Annotated in this window: 22 protein-coding genes; 11 read left to right on the forward strand and 11 right to left on the reverse strand. The window is 62.4% G+C overall.

The annotated features are described in order from the left end of the window. Position 1: 1 nt before the first annotated feature. Both aroA and ACSSVG_RS18335 read right to left on the reverse strand, forming a co-directional pair. Positions 2 to 1,369 carry a 3-phosphoshikimate 1-carboxyvinyltransferase gene (gene aroA / locus ACSSVG_RS18330; RefSeq protein WP_492415813.1) on the reverse strand — a complete coding sequence of 456 codons (1,368 nt, stop codon included), beginning with the start codon at positions 1,367 to 1,369 and terminating at the stop codon, positions 2 to 4. A gap of 6 nt (positions 1,370 to 1,375) precedes the next feature. Next, complete coding sequence (locus ACSSVG_RS18335; RefSeq protein ID WP_231338291.1) at positions 1,376 to 1,891, reverse strand: DoxX family membrane protein; 516 nt, start codon at positions 1,889 to 1,891, stop codon at positions 1,376 to 1,378. Positions 1,892 to 2,071: 180 nt separating this feature from the next. Here ACSSVG_RS18335 and ACSSVG_RS18340 point away from each other — a divergent pair, with 180 nt between their 5' ends. Together ACSSVG_RS18340 and rsrA are read left to right on the forward strand one after the other, a co-directional pair. Continuing rightward, complete coding sequence (locus ACSSVG_RS18340) at positions 2,072 to 2,869, forward strand: sigma-70 family RNA polymerase sigma factor (protein ID WP_231338292.1); 798 nt, start codon at positions 2,072 to 2,074, stop codon at positions 2,867 to 2,869. After that, positions 2,866 to 3,126 carry a mycothiol system anti-sigma-R factor gene (gene rsrA, locus ACSSVG_RS18345; protein ID WP_159707456.1) on the forward strand — a complete coding sequence of 87 codons (261 nt, stop codon included), beginning with the start codon at positions 2,866 to 2,868 and terminating at the stop codon, positions 3,124 to 3,126. The genes ACSSVG_RS18340 and rsrA overlap by 4 nt, the downstream gene beginning before the upstream one ends. Positions 3,127 to 3,213: 87 nt before the next feature. On the opposite strand, the gene ACSSVG_RS18350 is transcribed toward rsrA, so the two are convergent. From ACSSVG_RS18350 to ACSSVG_RS18375, 6 genes are all read right to left on the reverse strand, one after another. Further along, the gene (locus ACSSVG_RS18350) at positions 3,214 to 3,288 is read right to left on the reverse strand and encodes a 50S ribosomal protein bL37 (RefSeq protein ID WP_369299106.1); all 75 of its coding nucleotides are present in this window, start codon (positions 3,286 to 3,288) and stop codon (positions 3,214 to 3,216) included. A 113-nt stretch (positions 3,289 to 3,401) separates the two neighbouring features. Beyond that, positions 3,402 to 4,016 (reverse strand): PadR family transcriptional regulator, encoded by a 615-nt coding sequence (locus ACSSVG_RS18355; protein WP_492415814.1) that lies wholly within the window; start codon positions 4,014 to 4,016, stop codon positions 3,402 to 3,404. Next, entirely contained in the window at positions 4,016 to 4,864 is an 849-nt protein-coding gene (locus ACSSVG_RS18360) for a DUF4097 family beta strand repeat-containing protein (RefSeq protein ID WP_231338294.1), read from the reverse strand. Before ACSSVG_RS18360 ends, ACSSVG_RS18355 begins: the two co-directional genes overlap by 1 nt. An 81-nt stretch (positions 4,865 to 4,945) precedes the next feature. Next, the gene (locus ACSSVG_RS18365; protein ID WP_492415815.1) at positions 4,946 to 6,217 is read right to left on the reverse strand and encodes a serine hydrolase domain-containing protein; all 1,272 of its coding nucleotides are present in this window, start codon (positions 6,215 to 6,217) and stop codon (positions 4,946 to 4,948) included. 2 nt (positions 6,218 to 6,219) lie between these two features. Next, a complete protein-coding gene (locus ACSSVG_RS18370) occupies positions 6,220 to 6,819 on the reverse strand; it encodes a GDSL-type esterase/lipase family protein (RefSeq protein ID WP_014922202.1) in 600 nt (199 codons plus the stop codon). A 138-nt stretch (positions 6,820 to 6,957) separates the two neighbouring features. Next, positions 6,958 to 10,761 carry a multifunctional oxoglutarate decarboxylase/oxoglutarate dehydrogenase thiamine pyrophosphate-binding subunit/dihydrolipoyllysine-residue succinyltransferase subunit gene (locus tag ACSSVG_RS18375; protein ID WP_492415816.1) on the reverse strand — a complete coding sequence of 1,268 codons (3,804 nt, stop codon included), beginning with the start codon at positions 10,759 to 10,761 and terminating at the stop codon, positions 6,958 to 6,960. Between the two features lie 489 nt (positions 10,762 to 11,250). On the opposite strand from ACSSVG_RS18375, the gene ACSSVG_RS18380 reads away from it, so the two are divergent. The 5 genes from ACSSVG_RS18380 to ACSSVG_RS18400 all read left to right on the forward strand — a co-directional run bounded on the left by ACSSVG_RS18380 (position 11,251) and on the right by ACSSVG_RS18400 (position 16,646). Further along, a complete protein-coding gene (locus ACSSVG_RS18380; protein ID WP_492415817.1) occupies positions 11,251 to 12,603 on the forward strand; it encodes a hemolysin family protein in 1,353 nt (450 codons plus the stop codon). Continuing rightward, the gene (locus tag ACSSVG_RS18385) at positions 12,600 to 13,670 is read left to right on the forward strand and encodes a hemolysin family protein (protein WP_492415818.1); all 1,071 of its coding nucleotides are present in this window, start codon (positions 12,600 to 12,602) and stop codon (positions 13,668 to 13,670) included. The genes ACSSVG_RS18380 and ACSSVG_RS18385 overlap by 4 nt, the downstream gene beginning before the upstream one ends. A 118-nt stretch (positions 13,671 to 13,788) precedes the next feature. Further along, positions 13,789 to 14,790, forward strand: a complete 1,002-nt coding sequence (locus ACSSVG_RS18390) for a metal ABC transporter solute-binding protein, Zn/Mn family (RefSeq protein ID WP_492415819.1) — start codon at positions 13,789 to 13,791, stop codon at positions 14,788 to 14,790. Positions 14,791 to 14,903: 113 nt separating this feature from the next. Further along, complete coding sequence (locus ACSSVG_RS18395; protein ID WP_492415820.1) at positions 14,904 to 15,755, forward strand: metal ABC transporter ATP-binding protein; 852 nt, start codon at positions 14,904 to 14,906, stop codon at positions 15,753 to 15,755. Further along, positions 15,756 to 16,646 (forward strand): metal ABC transporter permease, encoded by an 891-nt coding sequence (locus ACSSVG_RS18400; protein WP_231341888.1) that lies wholly within the window; start codon positions 15,756 to 15,758, stop codon positions 16,644 to 16,646. On the opposite strand, the gene ACSSVG_RS18405 is transcribed toward ACSSVG_RS18400, so the two are convergent. Next, the gene (locus ACSSVG_RS18405) at positions 16,643 to 17,110 is read right to left on the reverse strand and encodes a Fur family transcriptional regulator (protein WP_231341887.1); all 468 of its coding nucleotides are present in this window, start codon (positions 17,108 to 17,110) and stop codon (positions 16,643 to 16,645) included. The two genes, ACSSVG_RS18400 and ACSSVG_RS18405, sit on opposite strands and share 4 nt — an antisense overlap. 94 nt (positions 17,111 to 17,204) lie before the next feature. Between ACSSVG_RS18405 and ACSSVG_RS18410 the strand changes: the two genes are divergently transcribed. After that, positions 17,205 to 17,858 (forward strand): MBL fold metallo-hydrolase, encoded by a 654-nt coding sequence (locus tag ACSSVG_RS18410; RefSeq protein ID WP_492415821.1) that lies wholly within the window; start codon positions 17,205 to 17,207, stop codon positions 17,856 to 17,858. Here the strand turns inward: ACSSVG_RS18410 and cds1 are convergent. Continuing rightward, the gene (gene cds1, locus ACSSVG_RS18415; RefSeq protein ID WP_231341885.1) at positions 17,855 to 18,937 is read right to left on the reverse strand and encodes an L-cysteine desulfhydrase Cds1; all 1,083 of its coding nucleotides are present in this window, start codon (positions 18,935 to 18,937) and stop codon (positions 17,855 to 17,857) included. The genes ACSSVG_RS18410 and cds1 overlap by 4 nt on opposite strands. 83 nt (positions 18,938 to 19,020) lie before the next feature. Here cds1 and ACSSVG_RS18420 point away from each other — a divergent pair, with 83 nt between their 5' ends. The 3 genes from ACSSVG_RS18420 to ACSSVG_RS18430 are packed head-to-tail and all read left to right on the forward strand — an operon-like array spanning position 19,021 to position 21,508. Beyond that, the gene (locus ACSSVG_RS18420; protein WP_231341884.1) at positions 19,021 to 19,938 is read left to right on the forward strand and encodes a sulfurtransferase; all 918 of its coding nucleotides are present in this window, start codon (positions 19,021 to 19,023) and stop codon (positions 19,936 to 19,938) included. Continuing rightward, positions 19,935 to 21,083: an NAD(P)-dependent alcohol dehydrogenase gene (locus tag ACSSVG_RS18425; protein WP_492415822.1), complete on the forward strand. Its 1,149-nt coding sequence runs from the start codon at positions 19,935 to 19,937 to the stop codon at positions 21,081 to 21,083. The genes ACSSVG_RS18420 and ACSSVG_RS18425 overlap by 4 nt, the downstream gene beginning before the upstream one ends. Beyond that, positions 21,080 to 21,508 (forward strand): HIT family protein, encoded by a 429-nt coding sequence (locus ACSSVG_RS18430; protein ID WP_231341882.1) that lies wholly within the window; start codon positions 21,080 to 21,082, stop codon positions 21,506 to 21,508. The genes ACSSVG_RS18425 and ACSSVG_RS18430 overlap by 4 nt, the downstream gene beginning before the upstream one ends. Before the next feature lie 63 nt (positions 21,509 to 21,571). Here ACSSVG_RS18430 and hrpA read toward each other — a convergent pair whose 3' ends face one another. Further along, positions 21,572 to 25,516 carry an ATP-dependent RNA helicase HrpA gene (gene hrpA, locus ACSSVG_RS18435; RefSeq protein ID WP_492415823.1) on the reverse strand — a complete coding sequence of 1,315 codons (3,945 nt, stop codon included), beginning with the start codon at positions 25,514 to 25,516 and terminating at the stop codon, positions 21,572 to 21,574.

Below are 25,516 nucleotides of genomic sequence, written 5' to 3' on the forward strand. Positions count from 1 at the left end.
GTCAGTTGCTGGCCTCGTCCGTGCCGGCGGATTCGAGCATACTTGCCCAGATTTCAGGGAACTCCGGCATGGTCTTTGACGTCGTGGCGATATCTTCCACGTGGACGCCTTCGACCGCGAGTCCGAGGATGGCACCCGCAGTGGCCATGCGGTGGTCGGCGTAGCTGTGCACCACACCGCCGTGCAAGGCCGCGGGGCGGATAATCAAGCCATCGGCAGTTTCTTCGGAGTCTCCACCCAGAGCGTTGATCTCAGCGACAAGCGCAGCAAGCCGGTCCGTTTCGTGACCACGGAGATGGGCAATGCCCGTCAGCCGCGAGGGGCTTGCGGCAAGAGCGCACAAGGCCGCAACAGTGGGAGCGAGTTCGCTGGTTTCGTCGAAGTCGGCTCCGAGGATCGCCGGCCCGCCGGTCACGGTAAGGGTCCCGTCCGCCAAGGTGACCTCGGCCCCCATAGTGGCGAGGATCGTCCTCCACATATCGCCGACCTGGGTGGTGCTGGCCGGCCAGTTGGGGATGCGGACGGTTCCCTGCGTGGCCAACGCTGCGGCCAGGAACGGCCCCGCATTTGAAAGATCCTGTTCGATCCGTTGGTCAAAGGCCTTGATGGAGCCGGGGGAGACCCGCCAATGGTTGGGCACGGAGTCGTCCACGGAGACTCCGACACTTCGCAGGACCTCCACGGTCATGGTGATGTGGTCGAGGCTGGGTACCGGCTTTCCGACGTGCTCCAAGTGAAGCCCCTCGGTAAACCGTGCGCCCACCAGCAGCAAGGCGGAGACGAACTGGGACGAGGCGCTGGCGTCGATCACCAAGTGGCCGCCGCGGACCTCGCCGGTGCCTTCCACTGTGAACGGAAGGGCCGACGGCGTCCTGCCGCCTTCCGCTGCCACGGGAACGCCGAGGGCGATCAACGCCTCGATGATGGTGCCCATGGGCCGGTTGCGGGCATGTGGATCTCCATCGAAGACGGTGGGCCCGTTGCGCAATGCCGCGAGGGGAGGCACGAAACGCATGACGGTTCCAGCCAGGCCGCAGTCGATGGCAGTTTCCGAGCCCGAGGCTGCGGGATCCATGGGCGTTATCTCAAGGTCCGGACCGTAGTCGCCGTCACCGGGGACCTCCGTGACGGTGGCGCCCAAGTGCCGCAGGGCCTGGATCATGAGTGCGGAGTCACGGGAATGCAGGGGAGCGCGTAACCTCGAGGGGCCATCCGCCAAAGCCGCCAACACCAGGAACCGGTTGGTCAGCGACTTTGAACCAGGCACCGTCACCGTGGCGTCCACTGGCCCCTTGGCGTACGGGGCCGGCCAGAGTGGCAGCGCGGCGGCTTCGGTCGATCCTGTGTTTGCGGCGGTGGTACCTGTCATGCTTCCTTATGCTCCAACTGCGTTGTCTACGGCCTTGCGTACTGCTTTGTCTGCCCGCTTGATCTGCTTGCCCGTCACCTTTTTGGCATCGGCAGCCAAGTGCTCTGCGCGCCAGGCGATGCTCGGACGTCCGTCGGTATCGACAGAGGCAAGAAGGACTCCGCCCGTCAGGGAAATGTTCTTCAACAGCTGTGCCTTACGGGCGCTCCGGCCCTCCTTGGTGCTGATATCGGCCGAACGCCATTCGACGTAGGAGTTCAAAGCCGACGTCACAGCCAGCACAGTGGCGGCGAAACGGGAAAGCTTTCCCAGTCCAAGCAATGCTCCGGCGCCCAGCTGTGCTCCACCGATGAGGCGCGCGAGGGTCTTCTCATCGGCCTTGAAAGGGAGGGATTCGGAGGCGCGTCGTAGGACGGGGGAGAGCTGCTTGGCGGTGTCGTCCGCGTTCCTGAGCTTGTCCAGACCTGCGACGACGAAGCTGGACGCGAGCATGGGACGGGCGAGAAAACGGATAACAGACATGTCTTGCCTCCTGGGTGGCTTGCCACACGATGTCAATGAGTGTTGTGTTCAAGGGGTGCAGTCTGCTCTAGTCTTGCACCTTTGCGGAATATTTACCCAGCCGCGGCCGTTGTGAACTAGTGGTGCGGTGGAGACCGGACTGCGGCAGGTGTTGCCGCCTTGGTGAACGGAGTTGGTTTTTTGACTTTGGTTAAGGACCGGGTGGTTCTACCGGAGCCCGGGTACGGCATGCAGCCGGAATCCCGGCAGCTGACAGTAGACTTGGCAACGATGAGCACCACGGAACCGGCCGCAGCGGCCACGGACCAGGCAGCCGGCGCGAATGACGACGCAGTGGCCGCGACCGACGTCGACCTTGCCACGGAGACTACCGAACAGCGGCGGGAGCGCTTCGAACGCGACGCCATGCAGTACGTGGACCAGTTGTATTCGGCGGCCATGAGGATGGCCCGCAACCCCTCGGATGCCGAGGACCTGGTTCAGGAGGCCTACACCAAGGCATTCTCGGCTTTCCACCAGTACAAGCCGGGAACAAACCTTAAGGCGTGGCTTTACCGCATCCTGACCAACACCTATATCAACCTTTACCGTAAGCGTCAGCGGGAGCCTTTGCAGTCCAACTCGGACACGATCGAGGATTGGCAGTTGGCCAAGGCAGAATCGCACACGTCGGCAGGCCTGAGGTCCGCCGAAACTGAGGCACTGGATCACTTGCCGGACTCCGATGTCAAGAACGCGCTGCAGTCGATCCCGGAAGAATTCCGTCTGGCCGTCTACTTTGCAGACGTCGAAGGCTATGCCTACAAGCAAATCTCAGAAATCATGAACACCCCGATCGGCACGGTCATGTCACGGTTGCACCGAGGCAGGAAGATGCTGAGGGACATGCTGGCGGACTACGCCACCGAACGGGGCTTCAGGGCCCATACCGAAGATCAGGCCGCGGCCGGAAGCAACAATCAGGAGAAAGAGAAATGAGCGACTGCCAGGGATTGGGCGATTGCGACGATACGCGAATGCAGCGGATCTACGAGTACCTCGACGGCGCTTTGACCCGCGAGGACCTCACTGAGATCAAGCAGCACTTGGACACCTGTGAGGAATGCTCTGAGCAGTATGACCTCGAGTGCCTTATCCGCACCATGGTCAAGCGCTCGTGTACGGAATCGGCACCGGAGAACCTGAAGAACTCGATTCTTGACAGGATCCACTCCATCAAGCCGGTAGAGGCCTGATCAGAGCCGGCCACAACGCCAAGGGCCCCGGAAACCGCATGGTTTCCGGGGCCCTCGCTCTTAAGCCTGTGACACTAAGCCGCTGGCTTAGGTGTTGGGACGCTTGCCGTGGTTCGCGCCGCCGCGCTTACGGTCACGACGCTTACGTGCACGCTTGCTCATAGCTGGCCTCCTTCAATGATTGATACTCAATAGAGCTGCCCTCCAGTTTCGCACATCCGGGTGCCGCGTCGCGAACCGGGCCTGGTGTTGCAGTGGCCCGGTTCGGAAGGAGGTCATTTCCCCAACGAATTCCGGATCGAAATACGGGCTTGGTCCAACACTGTGCGCACGGTTTCAAGTGCCACTGGCGTCAACGGGTGCGAGGCGCCGTGTTGGCGCAACTCGATGCGGATATCGTCCCTGAATGCCTGGACCATCAACTCCGCCTCCTTCAGCATGCGCTGGCCATCGGGTGTATAGCCCGCGGTACGGCTTCGGAAAGTCGCAGAGGTCGCGCTGGTGCGCGCCGCTTCCGCGGTAGCCGCCAGGTCCGCCCGCAGTCCACGCATGTTGGTCCGGATGTCGTCCCGCAGGTTGTCCGCGAGCCTCCTGACCGAGGCCGAGATGGTGTCTTCCACGTCCGCCAATTCCTCGCGCCGCCCATCAAGCTCGGCGCGGCCCGCATCAGTGATGAAGTATTTTGTACGGCGGCCCTCAGTCTCAGTTGCGACGAGGCCCTCTTCTTCCAGCTTCCCCAGCCGTGGATAGATGGTTCCCGCGCTGGGGGAATATGTGCCGCCGAAGCGGTCACACAGCGCCTTGATCAGTTCATATCCGTGTTTAGGACCCGTTTCGAGCAACGCCAGAAGATAGAGGCGCAACGCTCCGTGGGCGAAGACCGGCGGCATCAGAGGCCCGCTTCGCCGGGGAAGTGGTGGTTATTATCCGTGGCCGGCGCCGACCCGTGCATGATGTACGTCTTGCCGGAGACTGTATTGGTGCGCACCAGCATGAGCCGTTCGTCCGGGCCGACGATCGTGTGCACGTTGCTGCCGGGCTGGGCGTACAACTGATCGTCGATGACCACGGTCCCGCTGGCGGATTTTGCCACGATGTCCAGACCGACATCATGGGGCAGCCGGATGGTCAGGTCACCGGAAACGGAATTGGCGCCGAAGTCGTTGGTATAGTCCTGAAGATCGAAACTGAGGTCGCCACTAATGGTGCTGGCCCGGACGTTCTTGAACTTTCCCGAAGCGGTAACTTCGCCTGACACGCTCTTGGCGGTCAGGACGCCGTCGTGGTTCCTGGCGATGACCTCCCCGCTGACGGTGTTCACGTGCAGTTCGCCGCTGGTGCCGTCGGCCATGACGGAACCGGAGACGGTGTTCAGGCGCGTCCGTCCACTGATCCCGGAGACCATGCCGTCGCCGCTCACCGTTCCAGCTTCGACGTCGACGCCGGGCGGAAGGGCGATCCCCACTACCACCGAGTTGGTGCTGGTGTTATTGACGGTCCCCATCAGGTTCCGGAACCAACCCTGCGGCCCTTGCAGCTGATGACGGACCTCCAAGCGTCCGTCCACCAGTGTCACCGTCAGGGGGTCGCCCGTGATCTCGCTGATTTCGATGCGGACGTATGGTTCGTCATGGGTCATGACGTCAAAGCGGCCCTTCACGATTCCCAGCTTGAGGGAGCGGACGTCGTCCACATCGATGGTTTGCGGACCCGTCACGGTCCATAGTTCCTCAGACATGATTCCTCCAGGTTGCGATATATCGCGTTGTTCAATTCACGATATATCGCGAGTCCCTTGGGGGCAAGGGCCTGGGGACAATCAAGCAGCCGGGCGGTACAACTTGCCAATCAGCGTGCGGGCAATGGTGGTCGCGGGGTCCCGCCCGTCGGCAGCGGGCGCCAGGTTGGTCCACACCACCAACGAGACTGAATTGGCGGGGTCATGACCCATAAAGGTGTTGAAGCCCGGCAACTCGCCGGTGTGCCCATACAAGTTACCGAACTTTGCGATTCCCAAACCATAGGATGCGCCACCGGTATTGTCGGGATTGGTGGGGGTGACGCTCTCAAGCCGTTTTTGCTGGAGTTCCGGTTTGAGGAGCTTGCCGTTGACCAGGGCTTCGCCCAAAATCTTGAGGTCCTCAGCCGTGGATATGCCCGACCCCGCGGCCCAAGCCCACGACGGATTGACGTCGGTGACATCGTTCGGCGCCAGAGCGCCGGCCGTGGCCTCCTTCTGCATGTCCTCGGGAAGGGCCGGATTGGTCATGGTCAGGACGTTGTCGCCGTAGAAATAGCCTTGGGGATGGGGCTCCGGAATCGCATTGGAAGAAATCTCGGGAAAGACCGTACCCTTTAGCCCGAGCGGTTCGAAAATCCGCTCCTTGAACAGGGTTCCGAGCGGCTTTCCTTCCAATTTCTCGGCGATCAGGCCCAGAAGAACCGTGTTCGTGTTGGAGTAATGAAAGCCTTGGCCCGGCCCGAAATACGGCGGATGGGCGAATGCCAGGGCAAGGAGCTCTTCCGGCTGCCAGACTCTTTGTGGATCCTGGTCCATCGCCGTGTTGAGTTCAAGGGTCTCTGTGTAGTTGAACAGGCCGCTGCGCATGGTCAGCATCTGTTCGAGGGTGATCGACTCGCCGTTGGGGACGTCGGGGCGGTACTTCGACACAGGGTCGCCCAGAGAAAGCTTGCCGTCCTGTACGAGTTGCAGAATGACTGTGGTGGTCCAGGTCTTGGTGACGGAACCTACCCGGATGTGGTCCTGGGCAGAAACTGGACGGTCAGCGCCGCGGGTCCCCGTGCCGTAGGACGCCGTCAGCGATCCCTCGGGAGTCTGCAGCAGCACCACTGCACCGGGGACCAGGAGTTCTTTGGCCGTGCGTTCGAATTCGGCACGCAACGTTCCCGCGTCGAAGGGCAGTAATGCTGCGGCAGATGTGGCGGCGGACGGCGGTGTGGACGATGCGGGCGCCGTGGAGGACGTTGCGGGAGCGGGAGGACCGGAACTGCAGGAAACTGTGGCTGCTACGGCGGCGACGACGGCCGCTGCGACTGTTGCTCTGACAGAAACCTGCATGTTCCGCGTCATGGCTACTCCGGTTGGGCGATATTAAGCCATTGGAACCAGCCGCGGTGCAGGACCAGCCACGCAATCAATCCGTAGCCGGCCTGGCCCGGTGTTCCCCCATTGGCTGCGAGGTCCGTCCTCCACTGCTCATGATTGAGCAAGGGGGAGAACGTGTCAACGTAATGGTGGTTCCGCCTGGTAGTGACATCGGCAAAGGCCGTGTTGAGTTCAGCGAGGCGCTTGTTCCGTGCCGGGTCCAGTGTGGGAGGCGGGCCCACCACAAAGACCTCCACGCTGCTGTGGGAGGCGCCGTCGAGGATGTTGGCCAGGTTCAGGCGGCTTCGTGCCGTGGACAGGCCAAACTCCAGGTCCCGCCCGGAGAGCCCGATGACCAGGCGGTTCTCGTGGGTATCACTGAAACGTCGACCGGCTTCATCCTGCCAGCGGGCGGCCAAGCCCTCTGTGCCTTCCATGGGGCAGGGGAGCGGGAAACTTTCCACCACGACGGAGTCCTGGGGCGTGCGGGCCAGCACTCGTCCGAGCCAACCCAATGCGCGGGGATCCCCCAGGCCCGCCAGCAGTTCATCTCCTACAGCCGCGATGCGCAGCTTCCTGTCTTCCACGGTTACCTCTTCACACTCGTTACGGTCCTTGCACAGTTTGCCGGATCATCGGCCGGTTCTGGAACCGGGTACCTGTCCCATTAAACAGAACTGCCCGGCCTGAGGCGCGCATTCGCTCCTCAGGCCGGGCAGTTTCGCTTACTTGCGTTCGAACGCCTGCTTGATCAGGGCATCCTGCTCAGCGGCGTGGCGCTTCATGGAACCGGCAGCCGTGGAGGCTGAAGCCGGGCGCGAGACCAAGCGCAGCTTGCGGTCAAGCTCCGGTGCCAGGTTCAAGCCCATGAACGGCCACGGACCCTGGTTGGCAGGCTCATCCTGTGCCCAAACGATGTCAGCGTTCGGGTACTTGGCCAGCTCGGCGTCAATCTCAGCCTTGGGCAGCGGGTACAGCTGCTCGACGCGGATAATCGCGGTGGAGGTGTCGCCGGACTTCTGTCGGTTGGACAGAAGGTCGTAGTACAAGCGACCCGAGACCAGGATGACCCGGTCCACGTTAGCCGGCTGTACTTCCGGATCGGCAATGACCGGCCGGAAGCCGCCCGTGGTGAAGTCTTCGACGGCGGACGCGGCGCCCTTGAGCCGGAGCAGCTGCTTCGGCGTGAAGATGATCAGCGGCTTGCGCGGACGGCTGTAGGCCTGGCGGCGCAACAGGTGGAAATGCGATGCCGCGGTGGTGGGGTTGGCCACGATCATGTTGTCCTCGGCGCACATCTGCAGGAAGCGCTCGATACGTGCCGACGAGTGGTCCGGACCTTGGCCTTCGTAGCCGTGCGGGAGCATGAGCACCAGCGAGGAGCGCTGGCCCCATTTCTGTTCTGCCGAGGAAATGAACTCATCAATGATGGTCTGGGCGCCATTGACGAAGTCACCAAACTGGGCTTCCCACAGGACCAGGGCATCCGGACGCTCCACTGAGTAGCCGTATTCGAAGCCCATGGCTGCGTATTCGGACAGCAAGGAGTCGTAGATCCACAGCTTGGCCTGGTCATCGGAAAGGTTGCCCAGGGGCAGCCACTCGTTGCCGTTGGCGCGGTCGTGGAAGACTGCGTGACGCTGCACGAACGTGCCACGGCGGGAGTCCTGGCCGGCCAAACGAACAGGCACGCCCTCCATGATCAGCGAGCCGAAGGCTGCGATTTCGCCGAAGCCCCAGTCGATGCCGCCTTCGCGGGACATCTGTTCACGCTTTTCCAGGAGCTGCTTGAGCTTGGAGTGGACCGTGAAGCCATCGGGAATTTCCAGATGCGCCTTGCCGATCCGGGCAAGGGTGTCAGCGGAAATGGCGGTGGACGCAGGGGAGTTGGTACCGAAGTCGGCCTGCTGGGCGATGGGACGCTCGATGTCCGAGACCGCAGCGGAATCCGCAGTGATGATCGGGATCGGCGAGGTCTGCGCTGCGTGCGTCTCAGCGAAGACACGCTCGAGGCGCTCCTGGTAGTCGCGGAGCAACTGCTCTGCTTCTTCCTCGGTGATGTCGCCACGGCCGATGAGCGACTCGGTGTACAACTTCCGGACGGAGCGCTTGGCTTCGATCAGGTTGTACATGAGCGGCTGGGTCATCGAGGGGTCGTCGCCTTCGTTGTGGCCGCGACGGCGGTAGCAGACCATGTCGATGACGACATCCTTGTGGAAACGCTGACGGAACTCGTAGGCGAGCTGCGCAACACGCACCACTGCTTCGGGATCGTCGCCGTTCACGTGGAACACCGGAGCCTGGATCATCTTGGCAACGTCCGTGGAGTACGTGGACGAACGCGATGACGACGGCGCTGTGGTGAAGCCAACCTGGTTGTTGACGATCACGTGGATGGTACCGCCGGTGCGGTAGCCACGCAGCTGGGAGAGGTTGAGGGTTTCAGCCACAACACCCTGGCCGGCAAACGCGGCGTCACCGTGGACCATGATGGGCAGCACGGGGAACGACTCGCCTTGGTCCAACCGGTCCTGCTTGGCGCGGACGATGCCCTCAAGGACGGAGTCCACGGCTTCCAGGTGCGACGGGTTGGCGGCGAGGTAGACCTTGGTCTGCTTGCCGTTGTCCGAGGTGAAGGTGCCTTCGGTACCGAGGTGGTACTTGACGTCGCCCGAGCCCTGGACGGAGCGTGGGTCCTGGGTGCCCTCGAACTCGCGGAAGACCTGTGCATAGGTCTTGCCGGCGATGTTGGTGAGCACGTTGAGGCGGCCGCGGTGTGCCATGCCAATGGCAACCTCGTCCAGTCCGTCGTCTGCTGCGTCCGAGATCACGGCATCGAGCAGCGGAATCAGTGACTCGCCACCCTCGAGGGAGAACCGCTTCTGGCCGACGAACTTGGTCTGCAGGAACGTCTCGAATGCCTCAGCGGCGTTGAGCTTGGAGACGATGCGCAGCTGTTCTTCACGGCTTGGCTTGGAGTAAGGGTGCTCCAGCTGGTCCTGGAACCATTTGCGTTCCGCCGGCTCCTGGATGTGCATGTACTCGATGCCCGTGGTGCGGCAGTAAGCGTCACGGAGAACACCGAGGATGTCGCGGAACTTGAGCTGCGGCTTGCCGCCGAATCCGCCGGTGGGCCACTCACGGTCCAGGTCCCACAAAGTCAGGCCATAGGTCAGCACGTCCAGGTCGGGGTGCTTGCGCTGCACGTACTCCAGGGGATCGGTGTCGGCCATCAGGTGGCCGCGCACGCGGTAGGAGTGGATCAGCTGCTGGATGCGGGCAACCTTGTTGATCTCGTCGGCGGGATCCACTTGGAGGTCCGGGCTCCAGCGGACGGGCTCGTACGGGATACGCAGGGCTTCGAAGATCTCATCGTAGAAGTTCTGCGCACCGAGCAGGAGCTGGTGGACAAGCTTGAGGAACTCTCCACTGCCGGCACCCTGGATCACGCGGTGATCGTAGGTGGAGGTCAAGGTGAGGATCTTGCTGATGGCGTTCTGCGCGATGATCTTCTCGCTGGCACCCTGGAACTCTGCCGGGTAGTCAAGGGCGCCGACGCCGATGATGGCAGCCTGCCCCTTGGAGAGGCGCGGCACCGAGTGAACGGTGCCGATGCCGCCGGGGTTGGTCAGCGAAACCGTGGTGCCTGCGTGGTCATCAGCCGTCAGCTTGCCGTTGCGGGCACGCTTGATGAGGTCCTCGTAGGTGTGCCAGAACTCTGCGAAGTCCATGGTCTCGGCCTTCTTGATGTTGGGAACCATCAGGAGGCGGGTGCCGTCGGGCTTGGGCATGTCAATGGCGATGCCAAAGTTGACGTGTGCCGGCTGCACGGCGCTGGGCTTGCCATCGATTTCGTCGTAGTAGACGTTCATCGACGGGAACTGGGAAAGTGCGCGAACAACGGCGTATCCGATGAGGTGCGTAAAGGAGACCTTGCCGCCGCGGGCCCGGGCAAGGTTGGAGTTGATGACCACCCGGTTGTCGATGAGCAGCTTGGCGGGAACTGCCCGGACGCTTGTGGCGGTAGGTACTTCCAAGCTGGTCACCATGTTGGTGGCGATGGCCTTGGCCGGACCCCGGAGAACGGAAACGACGTCTTCCTCGGGTGCGGTAGGCGCCTTGGTGCTCTTGGGCAGTTGGGCAGGAATGGGCTGGGCAGTGGTGCCGGCAGCGGGCTTCTTTGCTCCGTCCCGGGCAACCGTTGCCGGTGCCTTTTTTGCCGGGGCGGGAGCCGCCGGTGCGGCAGGTTCCGCGGCGGGCGCCGCTGCAGGAGCGGCCGGCGCCGGTGCCGGAGCCGCTGCAGCCGGAGCTACCACGGGAAGTACTTGGGTAGGGGGATTGGCAGCTGTTGCAGCTGCGGAGGTTCCGTTGGAAGAAGTGCCGTCAGCAGAAGCAAAGGATTCAAAGAGTGGCCACCACTTGGTGTCGACCGAATTCTTGTCCTGTTGGTACCGCTCGTACAGTTCGTCAACGAGCCACTCGTTTCCGCCAAATTCCTCTGGTAGACGGTGGCTGGGCTGCTCTGGCACTTGAAATACGCCTCTTCCATGAGTGTTGTTTTCCCGCTGGCCAAAGTTGCTTTTCCGCAACGATGGGACAGGGTCCGGGTCCCGCGAACTCAGACCCCTGACAGTCTAGTTAGGATCGTTGGTTAACTGCCAATAGTGGTGACCTAAATCATGTTGCGGCTGACTTAGTGGAGAAGCTCTTCTTTTTTGTCGCGGAGTTAAGCCCGCCGTTGGAGGCGCCCGGCCGCTGGACTGTAGACTGAAACCCTTATGGACAGTAAATCTAGGTGCCGGCCTGGGAACTGTCGGGGGAGCCAATCTGGCAACTCCGCACAGCGTGCCCGTCGAGCCGGCAATACCCGTTCACATGCCCATCACGCGCCGGCGCTCACAGCCGGTGGTTCCACGGACCACGCGTCCGCGGGACCCGACCAGCCTCCGCCGGGGCGACTCCCCGCGCCGCAGGTGTTCCCCCCATTGCACGCGCCCACTCATGGAGTGATGCGCTAAGTGGAATGGATTCTTCTTCTGGCCGGCTTCGCCTTGATTCTGGGCACCGGCTTCTTTGTAGCAGTTGAGTTTTCCCTGGTTGCGTTGGATCAGGCGAGCGTTCAGCGTGCGGTTGACAACGGCGACCACGCTGCCGCCCCGCTGCTGAAGTGCCTCAAGTCGCTCTCCACCCAGCTCTCCAGTTGCCAGCTTGGCATTACCCTGACAACGCTGTTGACGGGTTTCGTGATGGAACCCTCCGTTGGGCAGTTGCTCCTGGGGCCCCTCGGCCTGCTGGGCCTCCCGGCTGAAGTGGTTCATTCCGTGGCATTGATTGTGGCGATGGCGTTCGCCACGCTCCTGTCGATGCTATTGGGTGAGCTGGTTCCCAAGAACATGGCCATTGCCCTGGCGTTTCCCTTGGGGAAACGGCTGGCCCGCCCTCAGTTGATGTTTACGGCCGTCTTCAAGCCGGCCATCGTTGTCCTGAATGGTTTCTCGAACAAGGTGCTGAACCTGTTTGGCCTGGAAGCCAAGGAAGAGATCTCCGGGGCAAGGACCCCCGCTGAACTCGCTTCCCTGGTGAGGCGTTCAGCTGAGCTTGGGACTTTGGATGCCGGTACGGCCAACTTTGTGGCTAGGACCCTGAACTTTTCCGGGCGCACGGCCGCTGACGTCATGACGCCACGCATCCGCATGGAAACGATCGACGCCGACCAGCCGGTGGCCGACATCCTCGACGCCGCGCGGCGAACCGGATATTCACGGTTCCCTGTCATTGGTGATTCCACGGACGACATTCGCGGTGTGGTGCACGTCAAGAAGGCCGTGGCTGTCCCGGCCGAGCGCCGGGCCAAACTGGAGGCCGGAGCGATCATGACCGACGTCCTCCAGGTTCCTGAGACGATCCACCTGGATGCGTTGCTGTCCGAACTGCGCGAAGGCAACCTGCAGCTTGCCGTAGTGCTGGACGAATACGGCGGAACAGCGGGCATCGCCACCTTGGAAGACCTGGTGGAGGAGATCGTCGGCGAAGTCGCTGACGAGCACGACAAGGTCCGTCCGGGAGTGCTGCAGAGCGCGTCCGGTGACTGGTACTTCCCGGGGCTGCTGAGGCCGGACGAAGTGTCGGAGCAGATCCCCAATCTCATCGTTCCTGACGAGTCTGCCTATGAAACCGTGGGCGGGTATGTCATGAGCCAGCTTGGCCGCATTGCGAAGACGGGCGACGTCGTGGACACAGTGGGCGGGACGCTCACTGTGACCAGGATGGATGGCCGGAGGATTGACAGGATCTGTTTCCATCATGTGGCGCTGGACGAGTCCACAGCAGAGCATGCGGATAAGCCGCGCCATGAAGCGGGTGCCGTATGAGCGACTGGGTAGGAATCGTATGGCTCGTCGTTCTCCTGATCGGCAACGCGTTCTTCGTGGGCGCGGAGTTTGCCGTCATGTCGGCACGCCGCAGCCAGATCGAGCCCTTGGCTGAAGCCGGGTCCAAGCGGGCGCAGACAACACTGCGTGCCATGGAAAACGTTTCGCTGATGCTCGCCTGTGCCCAGTTGGGTATCACTGTTTGCTCCCTGTTGATCCTTCAGGTTGCCGAGCCAGCCATCCACCATTTGTTGGCTGAGCCTCTTGAGCTGGTTGGCGTTCCGGTGGAACTCGCGGACGTCATCGCGTTTGCGATTGCCCTGCTGTTCGTCACGTTCCTGCATGTCACCTTTGGCGAGATGGTTCCCAAGAACATTTCGGTTTCCGTGGCGGACAAAGCTGCGCTTGTGTTGGCACCCCCGTTGATGTTCATTGCACGCGTGGTGAACCCGATCATCTGGTCGCTGAACTGGCTGGCCAACCACATCCTGCGGCTGATGAAGATCGAGCCCAAGGACGAAGTGTCCTCGTCGTTCACGCTGGAGGAAGTGCAGTCGATCGTGCAGGAGTCCACACGCCATGGCCTGGTGGACGACGAAGCAGGCTTGTTGAGTGGTGCCCTTGAGTTCTCGGAGCACACGGCCTCGCACATCATGGTTCCTCTGGACAAGCTGGTGGTGCTGAAGACGGCTTCCACCCCGGTGGACCTGGAAAAGGCGGTCAGCCGTACGGGCTTCTCCCGGTTCCCGATGGTGGACGACGACGGCGAACTCGCCGGATACCTGCACGTGAAGGACATCCTGTCCATCCCGGATGAGGGCAGAAGGCATCCCATCGCCGAAGGGCGCATCCGCTCTCTGGCCAACCTGGCGCCGGATGACGAGATCGAGCAGGCAATGTCCGTCATGCAACGCACCGGCTCCCACCTTGCCCGTGTTATCGGCACTGGCGGAGAAACACAGGGTGTCCTCTTCCTCGAGGACGTCATTGAACAGTTGGTTGGCGAGATTCGCGACGCCACGCAGGCGACCGGCATCCGCCGCTACGGAGACCAGCAAACGAAATAAACGAACGTAGTGGAACGACAGAACAAACTGGCGCCGATCGAAACCGATCGGCGCCAGTCTCGTCTAAATAGGAATCATTCCTATTTAGGGCTACACTGGAACCTGCCAGTAATTGTGTTTGATTCTCATTTTGAGTAGATCCGAGGTCCTCGTGCGTCGTTCCGCCGCCCGCCTGTCCATGGCCGCTTCCGCAGGTATTGCCGCCCTCCTGCTTTCTTCTTGTGCCGGTACGGCTGGGGCCACCAATCCGTCATCGTCCGGCGCCATCGAGGTGGTCACCTCCACGAATGTTTACGGCGACGTAGTGAAAGCAATCGGTGGGGATAAAGTCAACGTCAGCGCCATCATCACCAAGACCAGCCAGGACCCGCACTCCTATGAGGCATCTGCCCAGGACAAGTTGGTCATCTCCAAGGCAAAGCTCGTAGTGGAGAACGGCGGAGGCTATGACGAGTTCCTCCACAAGATTGCTGATGAAACCAAGGTCGGCCACGAGAACATGATCAGCGCAGTCGAAATTTCCGGGCTTGCTCCGGAAGGAGAGGGACACAGCGAGGAAGCCCACAGCGAAGCGGACCACGCGCACAATCACGGTGAGTTCAACGAACACGTCTGGTACAGCCTGGCCACCATGGGCAAGGTGGCCGACGCAGTTGCCGCCAAGCTTGGCAGCCTGGATGCGGGATCGGCCGCGACGTTCACGGCCAATGCCGACGCGTTCAAAGCCAAGCTCACTGACCTCACTGGAAAACTCGACGCCGTCAAGGCGGCCAACGAGCACGCGCCGGTAGCGGTCACTGAGCCCGTGCCGCTGTATCTGCTGGAAGCGGCGGGCCTGGAGAATAAGACTCCCGAGGCCTACAGCGCCGCCATTGAAGAGGAAACCGATGTCCCGGCCGCTGTATTGAAGGAAACCACGGACTTGGTCAGTGCCAACTCCGTGCGGTTCCTGGCATACAACGAACAGACCGAAGGACCCCAGACCGAAGCCGTCAAGCGGGCCGCCGAGGCTGCGGGTGTGCCGGTGGTGAACTTCACTGAGACGCTGCCTGACGGCAAGGACTACGTCCAGTGGATGACGGACAACGTGGAAGCCGTCACTGCAGCATTGAAGAAGTAGCGTTACCAGCATCAAATTGCGGTGAAGGGCCCCGCCCGCGTCCTAAGATATTCAGGGATGGCTGCGGGGCCTTTTGCTGCCACCACCCAGTCGCGAACACGAGCGGCATCAGAATGCGTTCCCCGGAGCGCGTGGATCGAGGACAACTTTTGACACCGGTAGTGAGCCTCCGCGGAGCGAGCCTGCAGTTCGGCAAGAGGACGCTTTGGCGGGATCTTGATCTGGACATTAATCCGGGAGAGTTCTTCGCAGTCCTTGGCCCGAACGGCAGTGGCAAGACAAGCTTCCTGAAAGTCCTCCTCGGACTTCAGGAGCTGCACTCCGGATCAGTGACTCTCGGTGGTCACCCCGTGGAGCGCGGCAGTAAGCGCATCGGCTACATCCCGCAGCAAAAGTCGTTCGCTCCGGATACGCCTTTGCGCGCCCGGGACCTGGTGGGACTTGGCATTGATGGGCATCGCTGGGGCATGCGGCTTTCTGCAGGAAAGGTCAACCAGCGTGTCGACGAATTGCTGGAGTTGGTGGGGGCATCGGACTACGCAAAGGTTCCGGTGGGGCAACTGTCCGGTGGCGAGCAGCAACGGCTCAGGGTGGCGCAAGCGCTGGCCACGGAGCCGCAAGTTCTCCTGTGCGACGAACCGCTCCTTTCTCTGGACCTTCACCACCAGCAGGGCGTGAGCTCGCTGATCAACAAGCAGTGCCATGAGCGCAACAGCGCTGTGGTTTTCGTGACCCATGAGATCAACCCGGTGATGGATTATGTTGACCGCGTCCTCTATCTGGCCGGCGGCCAGTTCCGTGTCGGGACGCCGCAGGAAGTCATGACCACGGAAGTCCTTTCGGAGCTTTACGACAGCCATGTGGAGGTCATCCACACCAACGGAAGGATCGTCGTCGTCGGTCTTCCCGACGCAACCACTCACTTCCACGACGAAGCCCACGCTAATGCCGGGGAGGAATTCTAAGTGGATCCCGACAACATCCTGCAAACCATTTTCAACTTCGAGAACTATGGCGAGTTGCTGGTGCTTGTCCAGAACTCCATCTGGGCCGGTGCGGTACTGGGGTTGCTGGGTGGCTTGGTTGGCACTTTCGTCATGAAGCGGGACCTTGCCTTCGCGGTCCATGGCATCTCCGAGTTGTCCTTTGCCGGTGCGGCGTTCGCTTTGCTGATTGGTGCCGACATCATTTTTGGTTCGTTGATTGGCTCGGTGGCTGCAGCAGTACTGCTTGGTTTCATGGGCGTGAGGGCGCGGGACAAGAACTCGATCATTGGCGTGATCATGCCGTTCGGCCTGGGCCTGGGCATCTTGTTCCTGGCGCTGTATGAGGGCCGTGCGGCTAACAAATTCGGCCTGCTGACCGGTCAGATTGTTTCCGTGGACACCGTCCAGTTACAGGTTCTTGCCGGGACAGCGGTGGTGGTGATGGCAGCGTTGGCTGCTATCTGGCGGCCGCTGAGCTTCGCCAGCGTGGACCCCGAAATGGCTGAAGCCCGGGGCGTTCCGGTCAGGGGACTGGCCATCGGGTTCATGGTGCTGCTGGGCATCAGCGTGGCGCTGTCCATCCAGATTGTCGGTGCGCTGCTGGTGCTTGCATTGCTTATCACCCCCGCGGCTGCGGCGCTGCGCGTGACTACTTCGCCTCGCCTGGTGGTGCTGCTGAGCGTGGTATTCGCGATGACTGCCACTGTGGGAGGCATCCTCCTGGCCCTCGGCAGCCGGATCCCCATCAGCCCCTACGTCACCACCTTGTCATTCCTGATCTACGTGGTGTGCCGGGTCATTGGACGGGTCCGGACCAACAGGGGGCTTAACGGCCGAGTGTCACGGGACCAGCCCGCGGGCGCACTCTAGAGCTTGCCGGCAGCCTTTTTCGCGGTGCACTCCGGGCAGAGTCCGAAGATTTCGACGGTGTGGGCCACCTCAGTGAAACCGTGTTCGGCGGCAGTTCGTGCAGCCCAGGTTTCGACGGCGGGTGCTTCCACTTCCACTGCCTTCCCACAGTTGCGGCACAGCAAGTGGTGGTGGTGTCCCGTGACAGCGCAACGTCTGTAGACCGCTTCTCCTTCGCCATTGCGGAGGACATCAATAAGTCCGTCATCGGCCAACGACTGAAGGATGCGGTACGCAGTGGCCAGCGACACGGAAATGCCCTTGTTCTGCAGCAACCGGTATAGCTCCTGGGTGCTGACGAAGTCATCCAATTCGTCCAGTGCGGCGCTGACGGCCAAGCGTTGCTTGGTGACACGCTGCTCCTTGACACCGCTGGTGGCCGGCGCCGCAGGGCCGGTCGTGGCGGAATTGGTGCCGTGTGGCATGGAAAGACTCACTTCCGTGGGGATGCTGGCAAACCCCAATTTTACCAGCAGGGCAGGGTTGGAAACTGTCAGCCGGTGGTCCTAGGCTGAGGACATGCTGCTCACCAAGTACACCCACGCCTGTGTCCGGTTGGAGAAGGAGGGAAACGTCCTGGTCATTGATCCTGGAACGTTTTCCGAATCGGAGGAAGCATTGAGCGGGGCCCACGCCGTACTTGTCACTCACGAGCACAATGACCACATAGACCGTCCGGCCGTTCTGGCAGCCATGCGGAGCAATCCATCGTTGGAAGTCCATGCTCCTGCAGGTATTGCCACGGCATTGCGGGAAGATGGCGACGTGGCCGAACGGGTGCACGCCGTGGAGCCCGGCTCTGATTTCGAAGCCGCAGGATTCAGCGTGCGGACGTTCGGCGGCCAGCACGCGGTAATCCACGCGCAAATCCCGGTGGTGGCGAACATCGGCTACCTGGTGGACGAAAATGTGTTCCACCCGGGGGACTCCTTCGTCGTCCCGGACGGGATTGACGTCAAAACCCTCCTGGTGCCCATCCATGCCCCGTGGTCCAAGGTGGGCGAGGTGGTGGACTTCGTCATCTCAGTCCGCGCTCCCAGGGCGTTTCCGGTCCATGACGCACTGCTCAATGAGCTGGGACGTGGCATCGTGGAGGGCCACGTGACCCGAATCGGCGCCCGCTACGGGACCAGCTACCAACGCCTTGCGCCGCGCGACTCAGTAGAGGTCTAGCCTGTCCAAGCCCCCGTGTTGTGGAACCGCTCCAGGACTGCTTCGTGCGGTAAAGGATCCAGGCCCTTGGCCGCCAGCCAGCCGGCGTCGTTATAACTGCCTGCATAGCGGTCGCCGCTGTCGCACATGAGTGAAACGATGCTGCCTTGACGCCCCTCAGCCACCATCCCGGCCACCAACTGCCAGACGCCCCACAGGTTGGTCCCGGTGGAGGGCCCTGCGTGCAGGCCCGTGAGCTTGCGGAGATGGCGCATGGCGGCAACGGACGCGGCGTCGGGCACCTGGATCATGTGGTCGATCACCGCAGGGACGAAACTGGGTTCAGACCTTGGACGGCCGATGCCCTCGATTCGTGATGGCAGGCCCGTGGCTGCGGCGGTGTCGCCGTCGCGCCAAGCGGGGTAGAAGGCGGAGTTTTCCGGGTCCACTACGGCCAGGCGCGTGGGGTAGCGGTTGTACCTCAGGTAGCGGCCAATGGTCGCGCTGGTGCCACCGGTGCCCGCGCCCACCACGATCCAGTCGGGAATCGGGTGTTCCTCAAGGGCGAGCTGGTCGAAAATCGACTCCGCGATGTTGTTGTTGCCCCGCCAATCTGTGGCGCGTTCTGCATATGTGAACTGATCCATGTAGTAGCCGCCGGACGTTTGGGCGGTTTCCTCGGCCACGGCATAGACCTCCGACGCATGGTCCACCAACAGGCACGCGCCGCCAAAGTCCTCGATCAGGGCGATCTTCTCGGGGCTGGTGGTTTTGGTCATGACGGCGATGAAGGGCAAGCCAATCAGCCGCGCAAAGTAAGCCTCGGACACGGCAGTACTGCCGCTGGAGGCTTCCACGATGGTGGTGCCCTCCGTGATCCATCCGTTGACCAGGCCGTACAGGAACAACGATCGCGCCAAGCGGTGCTTGAGGCTGCCCGAGCGGTGGGTCGACTCATCCTTCAGATACAGCTGGACCCCCCAATGTTCCGGGAGGGGAACCGCGTAAAGGTGCGTGTCCGCCGAGCGGTTGTTCTCAGCCTCGATCTTGCGGATGGCCTCGCTGGCCCATGCCCTGTCCTGAATGCACGAATTGCTCACTGGATAAGCCTAGGCTGGATTCCGGGCGGCGGCAGCACCAGCAGCTGCGCGGGAAGACCGGCCGCCGGAACGAAGGAGAACTTATGTCCACGCTGATCAGTTCGTCACAACTGCACGAGCGCCTCCAATCCGGGGAGCGCACTGTGCTCCTGGATGTCCGCTGGGTGTTGGGACGGACTGACGGGCATAGTGAATACCTGGCCGGGCACCTGCCCGGCGCAGTGTACGTGGACCTCCCCACTGAGCTCGCAGACCACGCGCAGCCCGGCCGTGGCCGGCACCCGTTGCCGTCGCGCGAACACTTCCAGGAGACCGCGCGAAAGTGGGGAATCAACGACGGCGACACCGTGGTTGCGTACGACAACAGCGGCAGCATGGCTGCAGCACGCGTTTGGTGGATGCTGCGCAACGCCGGGGCTTCCTCGGTCTACCTGCTCGACGGCGGTTTGGCGGCCTGGCGTGCGGAGGGTTACCCGGTGGAATCCGGTGAGGTGACTCCCGCCGTCGGAGATGTCCTCTTGGGCGCGGGCAACATGCCAGCGATTACCGAGCAGGAAGCGGCTCAGTGGCACAGCCACGGCGTGCTGTTGGACGCCCGGGCGGGAGAGCGCTACCGCGGCGAAGTGGAGCCGATCGACCCCCGGGCGGGACACATTCCGGGCGCTGTGAGCGCACCGACCACGGCAAACGTCACGGGCGAGGGGACCTTCTTGCCGGCGGAGGAACTGAAACGACGCTTCGAGGAGCTGGGCGTGGATGGGTCAGCCCGCATTGCCGTGTATTGCGGCTCCGGGGTGACGGCTTCCCACGAGATCGCGGCTCTGGAGATTGCTGGTTACCGGGCGGAATTGTTCCCGGGATCCTTCTCGCAATGGTCCAACAACGCCGCGAATCCCGTAGCCGTTGGAAGCGATCCTTTTGACGAGGGCCCTGAGGGTGCCCCTGATCACGCTGGCGCAAGTGGCACAAGCACAGCTGCCGGGAGTAGCGTCGGATCATGACCCCCGGACGCCCTGTGCCCCCGCCCCTTGCCAAACCCATCACCCTGGACACCAGCGTAACCGGTAAGGAAACCCTTGCTGCAGCCTATGGCGCTACGTCCCCCGATAGTGGCCTGGTTCCCTTGACTGTCTCCCGCCGTGCACCTGCTGAGGACGACGTAGAGATCGCGGTTGAATTCTGCGGCCTGTGCCACTCCGACGTGCACGCGACGCGGGGGGAGTGGCGAATTCCCCCCTACCCGCTGGTCCCTGGCCACGAGATAGTTGGCCGGGTAACCCGCGTGGGCACCGCAGTGGAGGACTTTGCGCCGGGTGACCGGGTGGGTGTCGGCTGCATGGTGGACTCCTGCCGCGAATGCGGGAGCTGCCTCGATGGCCTGGAGCAGTACTGCGAGCGGGGCAACATCGGCACGTACGGCGCTGCCGACCCCCGTCACGGTGACGCGGTCACCCAAGGCGGCTATTCGACGTCGGTGGTGGTTGACAGGCGCTTCGTGCTGCGCGTTCCAGAAGCCCTCGACCCCGCTGCGGCAGCGCCGTTGTTGTGCGCAGGAATCACCACCTACTCCCCGCTGCGGTACTTCGACGTCGAAGAAGGCGACTCCGTAGGCGTTGTGGGGTTGGGCGGACTGGGGCACATGGCCGTCAAGATCGCCAAGGCCATGGGGGCGGAAGTCACTGTGTTTACTACCTCCGAATCCAAGTTCGACGCCGCTAGGGAACTTGGTGCCGACCACGTGGTTCTCTCCAAGGACGCCGACGCCATGGAGGCCGCCAACCGCAGCATCGACGTCATCATTGATACTGTCGCCGCGCCGCACGACCTCAACCCCTACTTCCGGACGCTTCGCCTGGATGGGGCGCTGTTCCAGCTGGGCCTTCCTGCCGACGACATGCCGCCGGTCAGCCCGGGCCTGCTCATCCGCCGCCGACTCGCCTACGCGGGTTCGTTGATCGGCGGCATTGCGGAAACTCAGGAAATGCTGGACTTCTGCGCGGAACACGGAGTCACCAGCGACGTGGAAATCGTGGGGGCCGAACAGCTGAACGAGGCCTACGACCGCATGGTTGCCGGTGACGTAAAGTACCGTTTCGTGCTGGACACAGCAACACTTCAGAAACCATCGGAAAGGGCAGACGCATGAGCACGCTGTTCACCAAGATCATCAATGGCGAGATCCCCGGCCGCTTCGTGTGGAAGGACGAGGATGTGGTCGCCTTCCTCACCATCGCTCCGCTCACGCACGGACACACCTTGGTGGTGCCGCGCGAAGAAGTGGACTCGTGGACACATGCCAGCCCGGAACTCCTGGCCAAAGTCATGGACGTCGCCCAGAGCATCGGCAAGGTCCAGGAGAAGATCTTCGACGCCAAGCGCGTGGGCGTCCTCATGGAGGGGTTTGAGGTGGAGCACCTGCATGTGCATGTGTGGCCGGCCTACTCCACCGCGGACTTTGAAGTCCACAACGTAGACCATAACCCGGACCCCGCAGTGATGGATGCCACGGCAGTAAAGCTTCGTGCCGCACTCCGGACGGCCGGACACGGAGATGCTGTCCCCGAAGACTGAGCTCCGGGACTAGTTAACCCGGCGGTGCTTAATCAGCTCCGCCGGGTTTTCCTTTGTCTGCCGCTAGGCGGGGGCCAGGGCCTGGTTGAGCACCGTGCGGATGCGCTTTTCCGACACCGAATAGGCGGTGCCCAGCTCCACGGCGAACAGGCTCACCCGCAGTTCCTCAATCATCCAGCGCACGCGGGTTAACTCCGTCCCTGCCCTGCGTCCGGGAAGCAGCGCAGAAACAGCGTCGTCGTAGTCGTCCTCCAGGGCCTGTACGATCGCCATATTCAGGCCATCACGCTGGACGTTTCCCGGCAGTTTTTCCAGCCGCTTCTCGATAGCCTGCAAGTACCGGGGCAGCTGGCTGAGTTGTGCGTAGCCCGTCTGTGCCACGAAGCCGGGGAAGACCAGTTGTTCCAGCTGGCTCTTCATGTCATTAAGGGCAGTGATCAGCGGCAGGCTGGCGTTGGACTTGAGCTCTTTCTGGATGCGGCGCGTACTAGCCAAAATGCGCTCGACGACGGCAGTCACCGTGAAGACAGTATCGATCAGTTCTGCCCGGACTACTTCATACAGCGCATCGAAAGACGGCCTGTCCCACGGCAAGTCCTGCGGCGTCAACTTATCGATGGCAGCAAGGGCGCAATCCGCGATCAGCGCGCTGACGGAGCCGTGCGGGTTCTGGCTGAAGGTCAGTTTTTCCATGTTGCTCAGGTGCTCCAGCACGTATCGGTCCGGGGGCGGAATTCGCAGCGCCAGGAGCCGGATGACACCACCGCGCATGGCGGCTTCCTGTTCAGCCCTGGTCTGGAATACCCGAAGGGCGACCGACTTGCCTTCATCAACGACAGCAGGGAAGCCAGTGACGTCATGGCCCTTCACGGTGCGTGTGACCTGACGCTCCACGGTGCCGAAGTCCCATTCGGTGATTCCGCTGCGTTCCGCCACCGCTCCGTTGCCAGCTGTTGCGTTGGTAACGGCCGCCGTCGACGGTTGGCTGTTGGCGCTGCCGGTTCCCTTGCCACCCTTGGCGCGCGACGTCGTTGCGGGAGTGGCGCCGAGCGACTCCGCTATGGCGCGGCGTGTGGCAGGAGCCAGCTTCTCCTGGAGTTCGGCGAGGTCCTTGCCTTCGTCCAGCACCTTGCCTTTGCTGTCGACCACTTTGAAACTCACGCGCAGGTGGGACGGTACTGCATCCCAATTCCATGATCCGGGCGGAATGACGTGCCCACGGAGCCGGCGGAGTACGAGTTCCAATGACGCTTCGAGGTCGTCTGCGGCGGGGTCGAAGTCTGCCTCCAGGGCGGCCGTGGCCTGCCGGGCCACATCAGGGGCAGGGACGAAGTTCTTCCGTACCTGCTTAGGCAACGATTTGATGAGGGCCGTCACCAGCTCTGCACGTTGCCCCGGAATCTGCCAACGGAAGGGGGCATCATCGAGTTGGTTGAGGAACAACACAGGAACCTCGGCGGTGACACCATCGGATGGGTTGGGTGCCGATCCCGGCGCCACGGGATGGAACTCGTAACTCAGGGGGAGTTCGAAGCCCTTGTGCAGCCAGGTCTTCGGATACGCGGAGTCGTCCAGTGCCTCGGCGTCTTCGCTCATCAACAGCGATTGGTCGAAGTCCAGGAGGTTGGGATCCGCGTGGCGGGCATCCTTCCACCACTTGTCGAAGTGCCTCTCGGAGACAACGTCCGGGCCAACGCGTGCATCGTAGAACTCGAACAGCGTCTGGTCGTCCACAAGGATGTCGCGCCGGCGCATGCGGGTCTCGAGTTCCTCGATCTCCTGGAGCAAGGCACGGTTGCGGTGGAAGAACTTGTGGTGCGTCTTCCATTCGCCTTCCACCAGGGCGTGGCGGATGAACAGCTCACGGGAGAGCTCGGGATCGACGCGCCCGTAATTGACCCGGCGGTTGGGAATGATCGGCACGCCGTACAGCGTGACTTTCTCATGGGCCATGACGGCGCCCTGCCGGGAAGACCAATGGGGTTCGCTGTAGGAACGCTTCACCAGGTCCGGGGCTACCTGCTCGGCCCACAGGGGATCGAACTTCGCGGCGACACGCGCCCAAAGGCGGCTCGTCTCCACCAACTCCGCAGCCATGACAAACGCAGGAGACTTCTTGAACAGGGCTGAGCCGGGGAAGATGGCGAAGCGGCTGCCGCGGGCCCCCGCATATTCACGCTTGCGCTCATCGAGGAGGCCAATGTGGCTCAATAACCCGGACAGCAGGCTGATGTGGATGCCCTCATAGTTCCCTACGGGATCGGCCTCGCGCTTGTTGTCCAACGCGATGCCCAAGGGCTTGGCCAGTTGCCTGAGCTGCGTGAACAGGTCCTGCCACTCGCGGACCCTCAAGTAATTGATGAACTCATTGCGGCACAGCTTGCGGAACTGCGTGGAAGACAGTTCGCGCTGCTTTTCCTGGATGTAGTTCCACAGGTTGAGGAAGCCCGTAAAGTCCGAGATCTCATCGCGGAACCGCGCGTGCTTCTCCGAAGCGAGCTGCTGCTTGTCAGTTGGCCGTTCGCGCGGATCCTGAATGGTGAGGGCTGCCGCGAGGATCATGACTTCCCGGACGCAGCCGCGCTTGCCGGCTTCCACGATCATCCGGCCAAGCCGCGGATCCACAGGCAGCTGGGCAAGCTTCTGCCCGACGGCGGTCAGCCCGCTGCCGCTGCGACCGTTACTGCCGGCGTCTGCCGCCGTGGGCGAACTCAAGGCACCGAGTTCGCGCAGGAGAGTGACGCCGTCGTTAATGGCCCTGGAATCCGGGGGTTCCACAAAGGGAAAGTTCTCCACATCCTTGGGTCCGCGGGCGACGCCCATGGCCGTCATTTGCAGGATGACGGCAGCAAGGTTGGTTCGGAGGATTTCCGGGTCGGTGAACTGGGGACGCGACTCGAAGTCTTCCTCGGAGTACAGGCGGATCGCGATGCCTTCGGACACACGGCCGCAACGACCGGAGCGCTGGTTGGCCGAGGCCTGGGACACGCGCTCTATGGGAAGGCGCTGGACCTTGGTCCGGTGCGAGTAGCGGGAGATGCGGGCCGTTCCGGTGTCGATCACGTACTTGATGCCCGGGACGGTCAGGGATGTCTCCGCCACGTTGGTAGCGAGGATGATGCGTCGCTTGCCACCAGGGTTGAAGACCCTGTGCTGCTCCTGGAGGCTTAGGCGGGCAAACAGTGGCAGCACTTCGGTCCCGGCTAGGCGGCGGTTGGTCTGGATGCGGCCATTGATGGCCTCCGCCGCGTCACGGATTTCGCGTTCGCCGGAGAAGAAAATGAGGATGTCGCCCGGAGCTTCCTTGGCGAGTTCGTCTACGGCGTCGCAGACAGCATCCAGGGGATCACGGTCTTCTTCGAGTTCGTCGTCCGAACTTTCTTCGTCCGCGCCGGCTGGCTGGGACAGCGGACGGTAACGGATCTCCACCGGGTAAGTGCGTCCGGAAACTTCAATGATGGGCGCGGGCTCTTCGTCGTTTCCGAAGTGCTTGGCAAAGCGTTGGGGATCGATGGTGGCCGAGGTGATGATGACCTTGAGGTCCGGGCGCTGGGGGAGGATGCGCTTGAGGTAGCCCAGGATGAAGTCGATGTTGAGGCTGCGTTCATGGGCCTCATCGATGATGATGGTGCTGTACTTCCGGAGCAGTTTGTCCCGCTGGATCTCGGCAAGGAGGATGCCGTCGGTCATCAGTTTGATCCTGGTGGACGCGCTCACCTCGCCGGTGAAGCGGACCTGGAAGCCGACCTCCTGGCCGATCTCGACGCCGAGCTCCGACGCGATGCGTTCGGCCACCGTGCGGGCAGCCAGGCGGCGCGGCTGGGTGTGCCCGATCAGGCGCTTGTCTCCAAGGCCAAGCTCGAGGCACATTTTGGGGATCTGGGTGGTCTTGCCCGAGCCGGTCTCGCCGGCAATGATGGTCACCTGGTTTGCGGCGATGGCCGCCATCAGATCCTCGCGGCGCTCGGAGACGGGCAGCTCTGCGGGGTAGGAAATATGAAGTGTCAT

This window comes from Paenarthrobacter sp. E2MeOHC11, assembly GCF_058744955.1.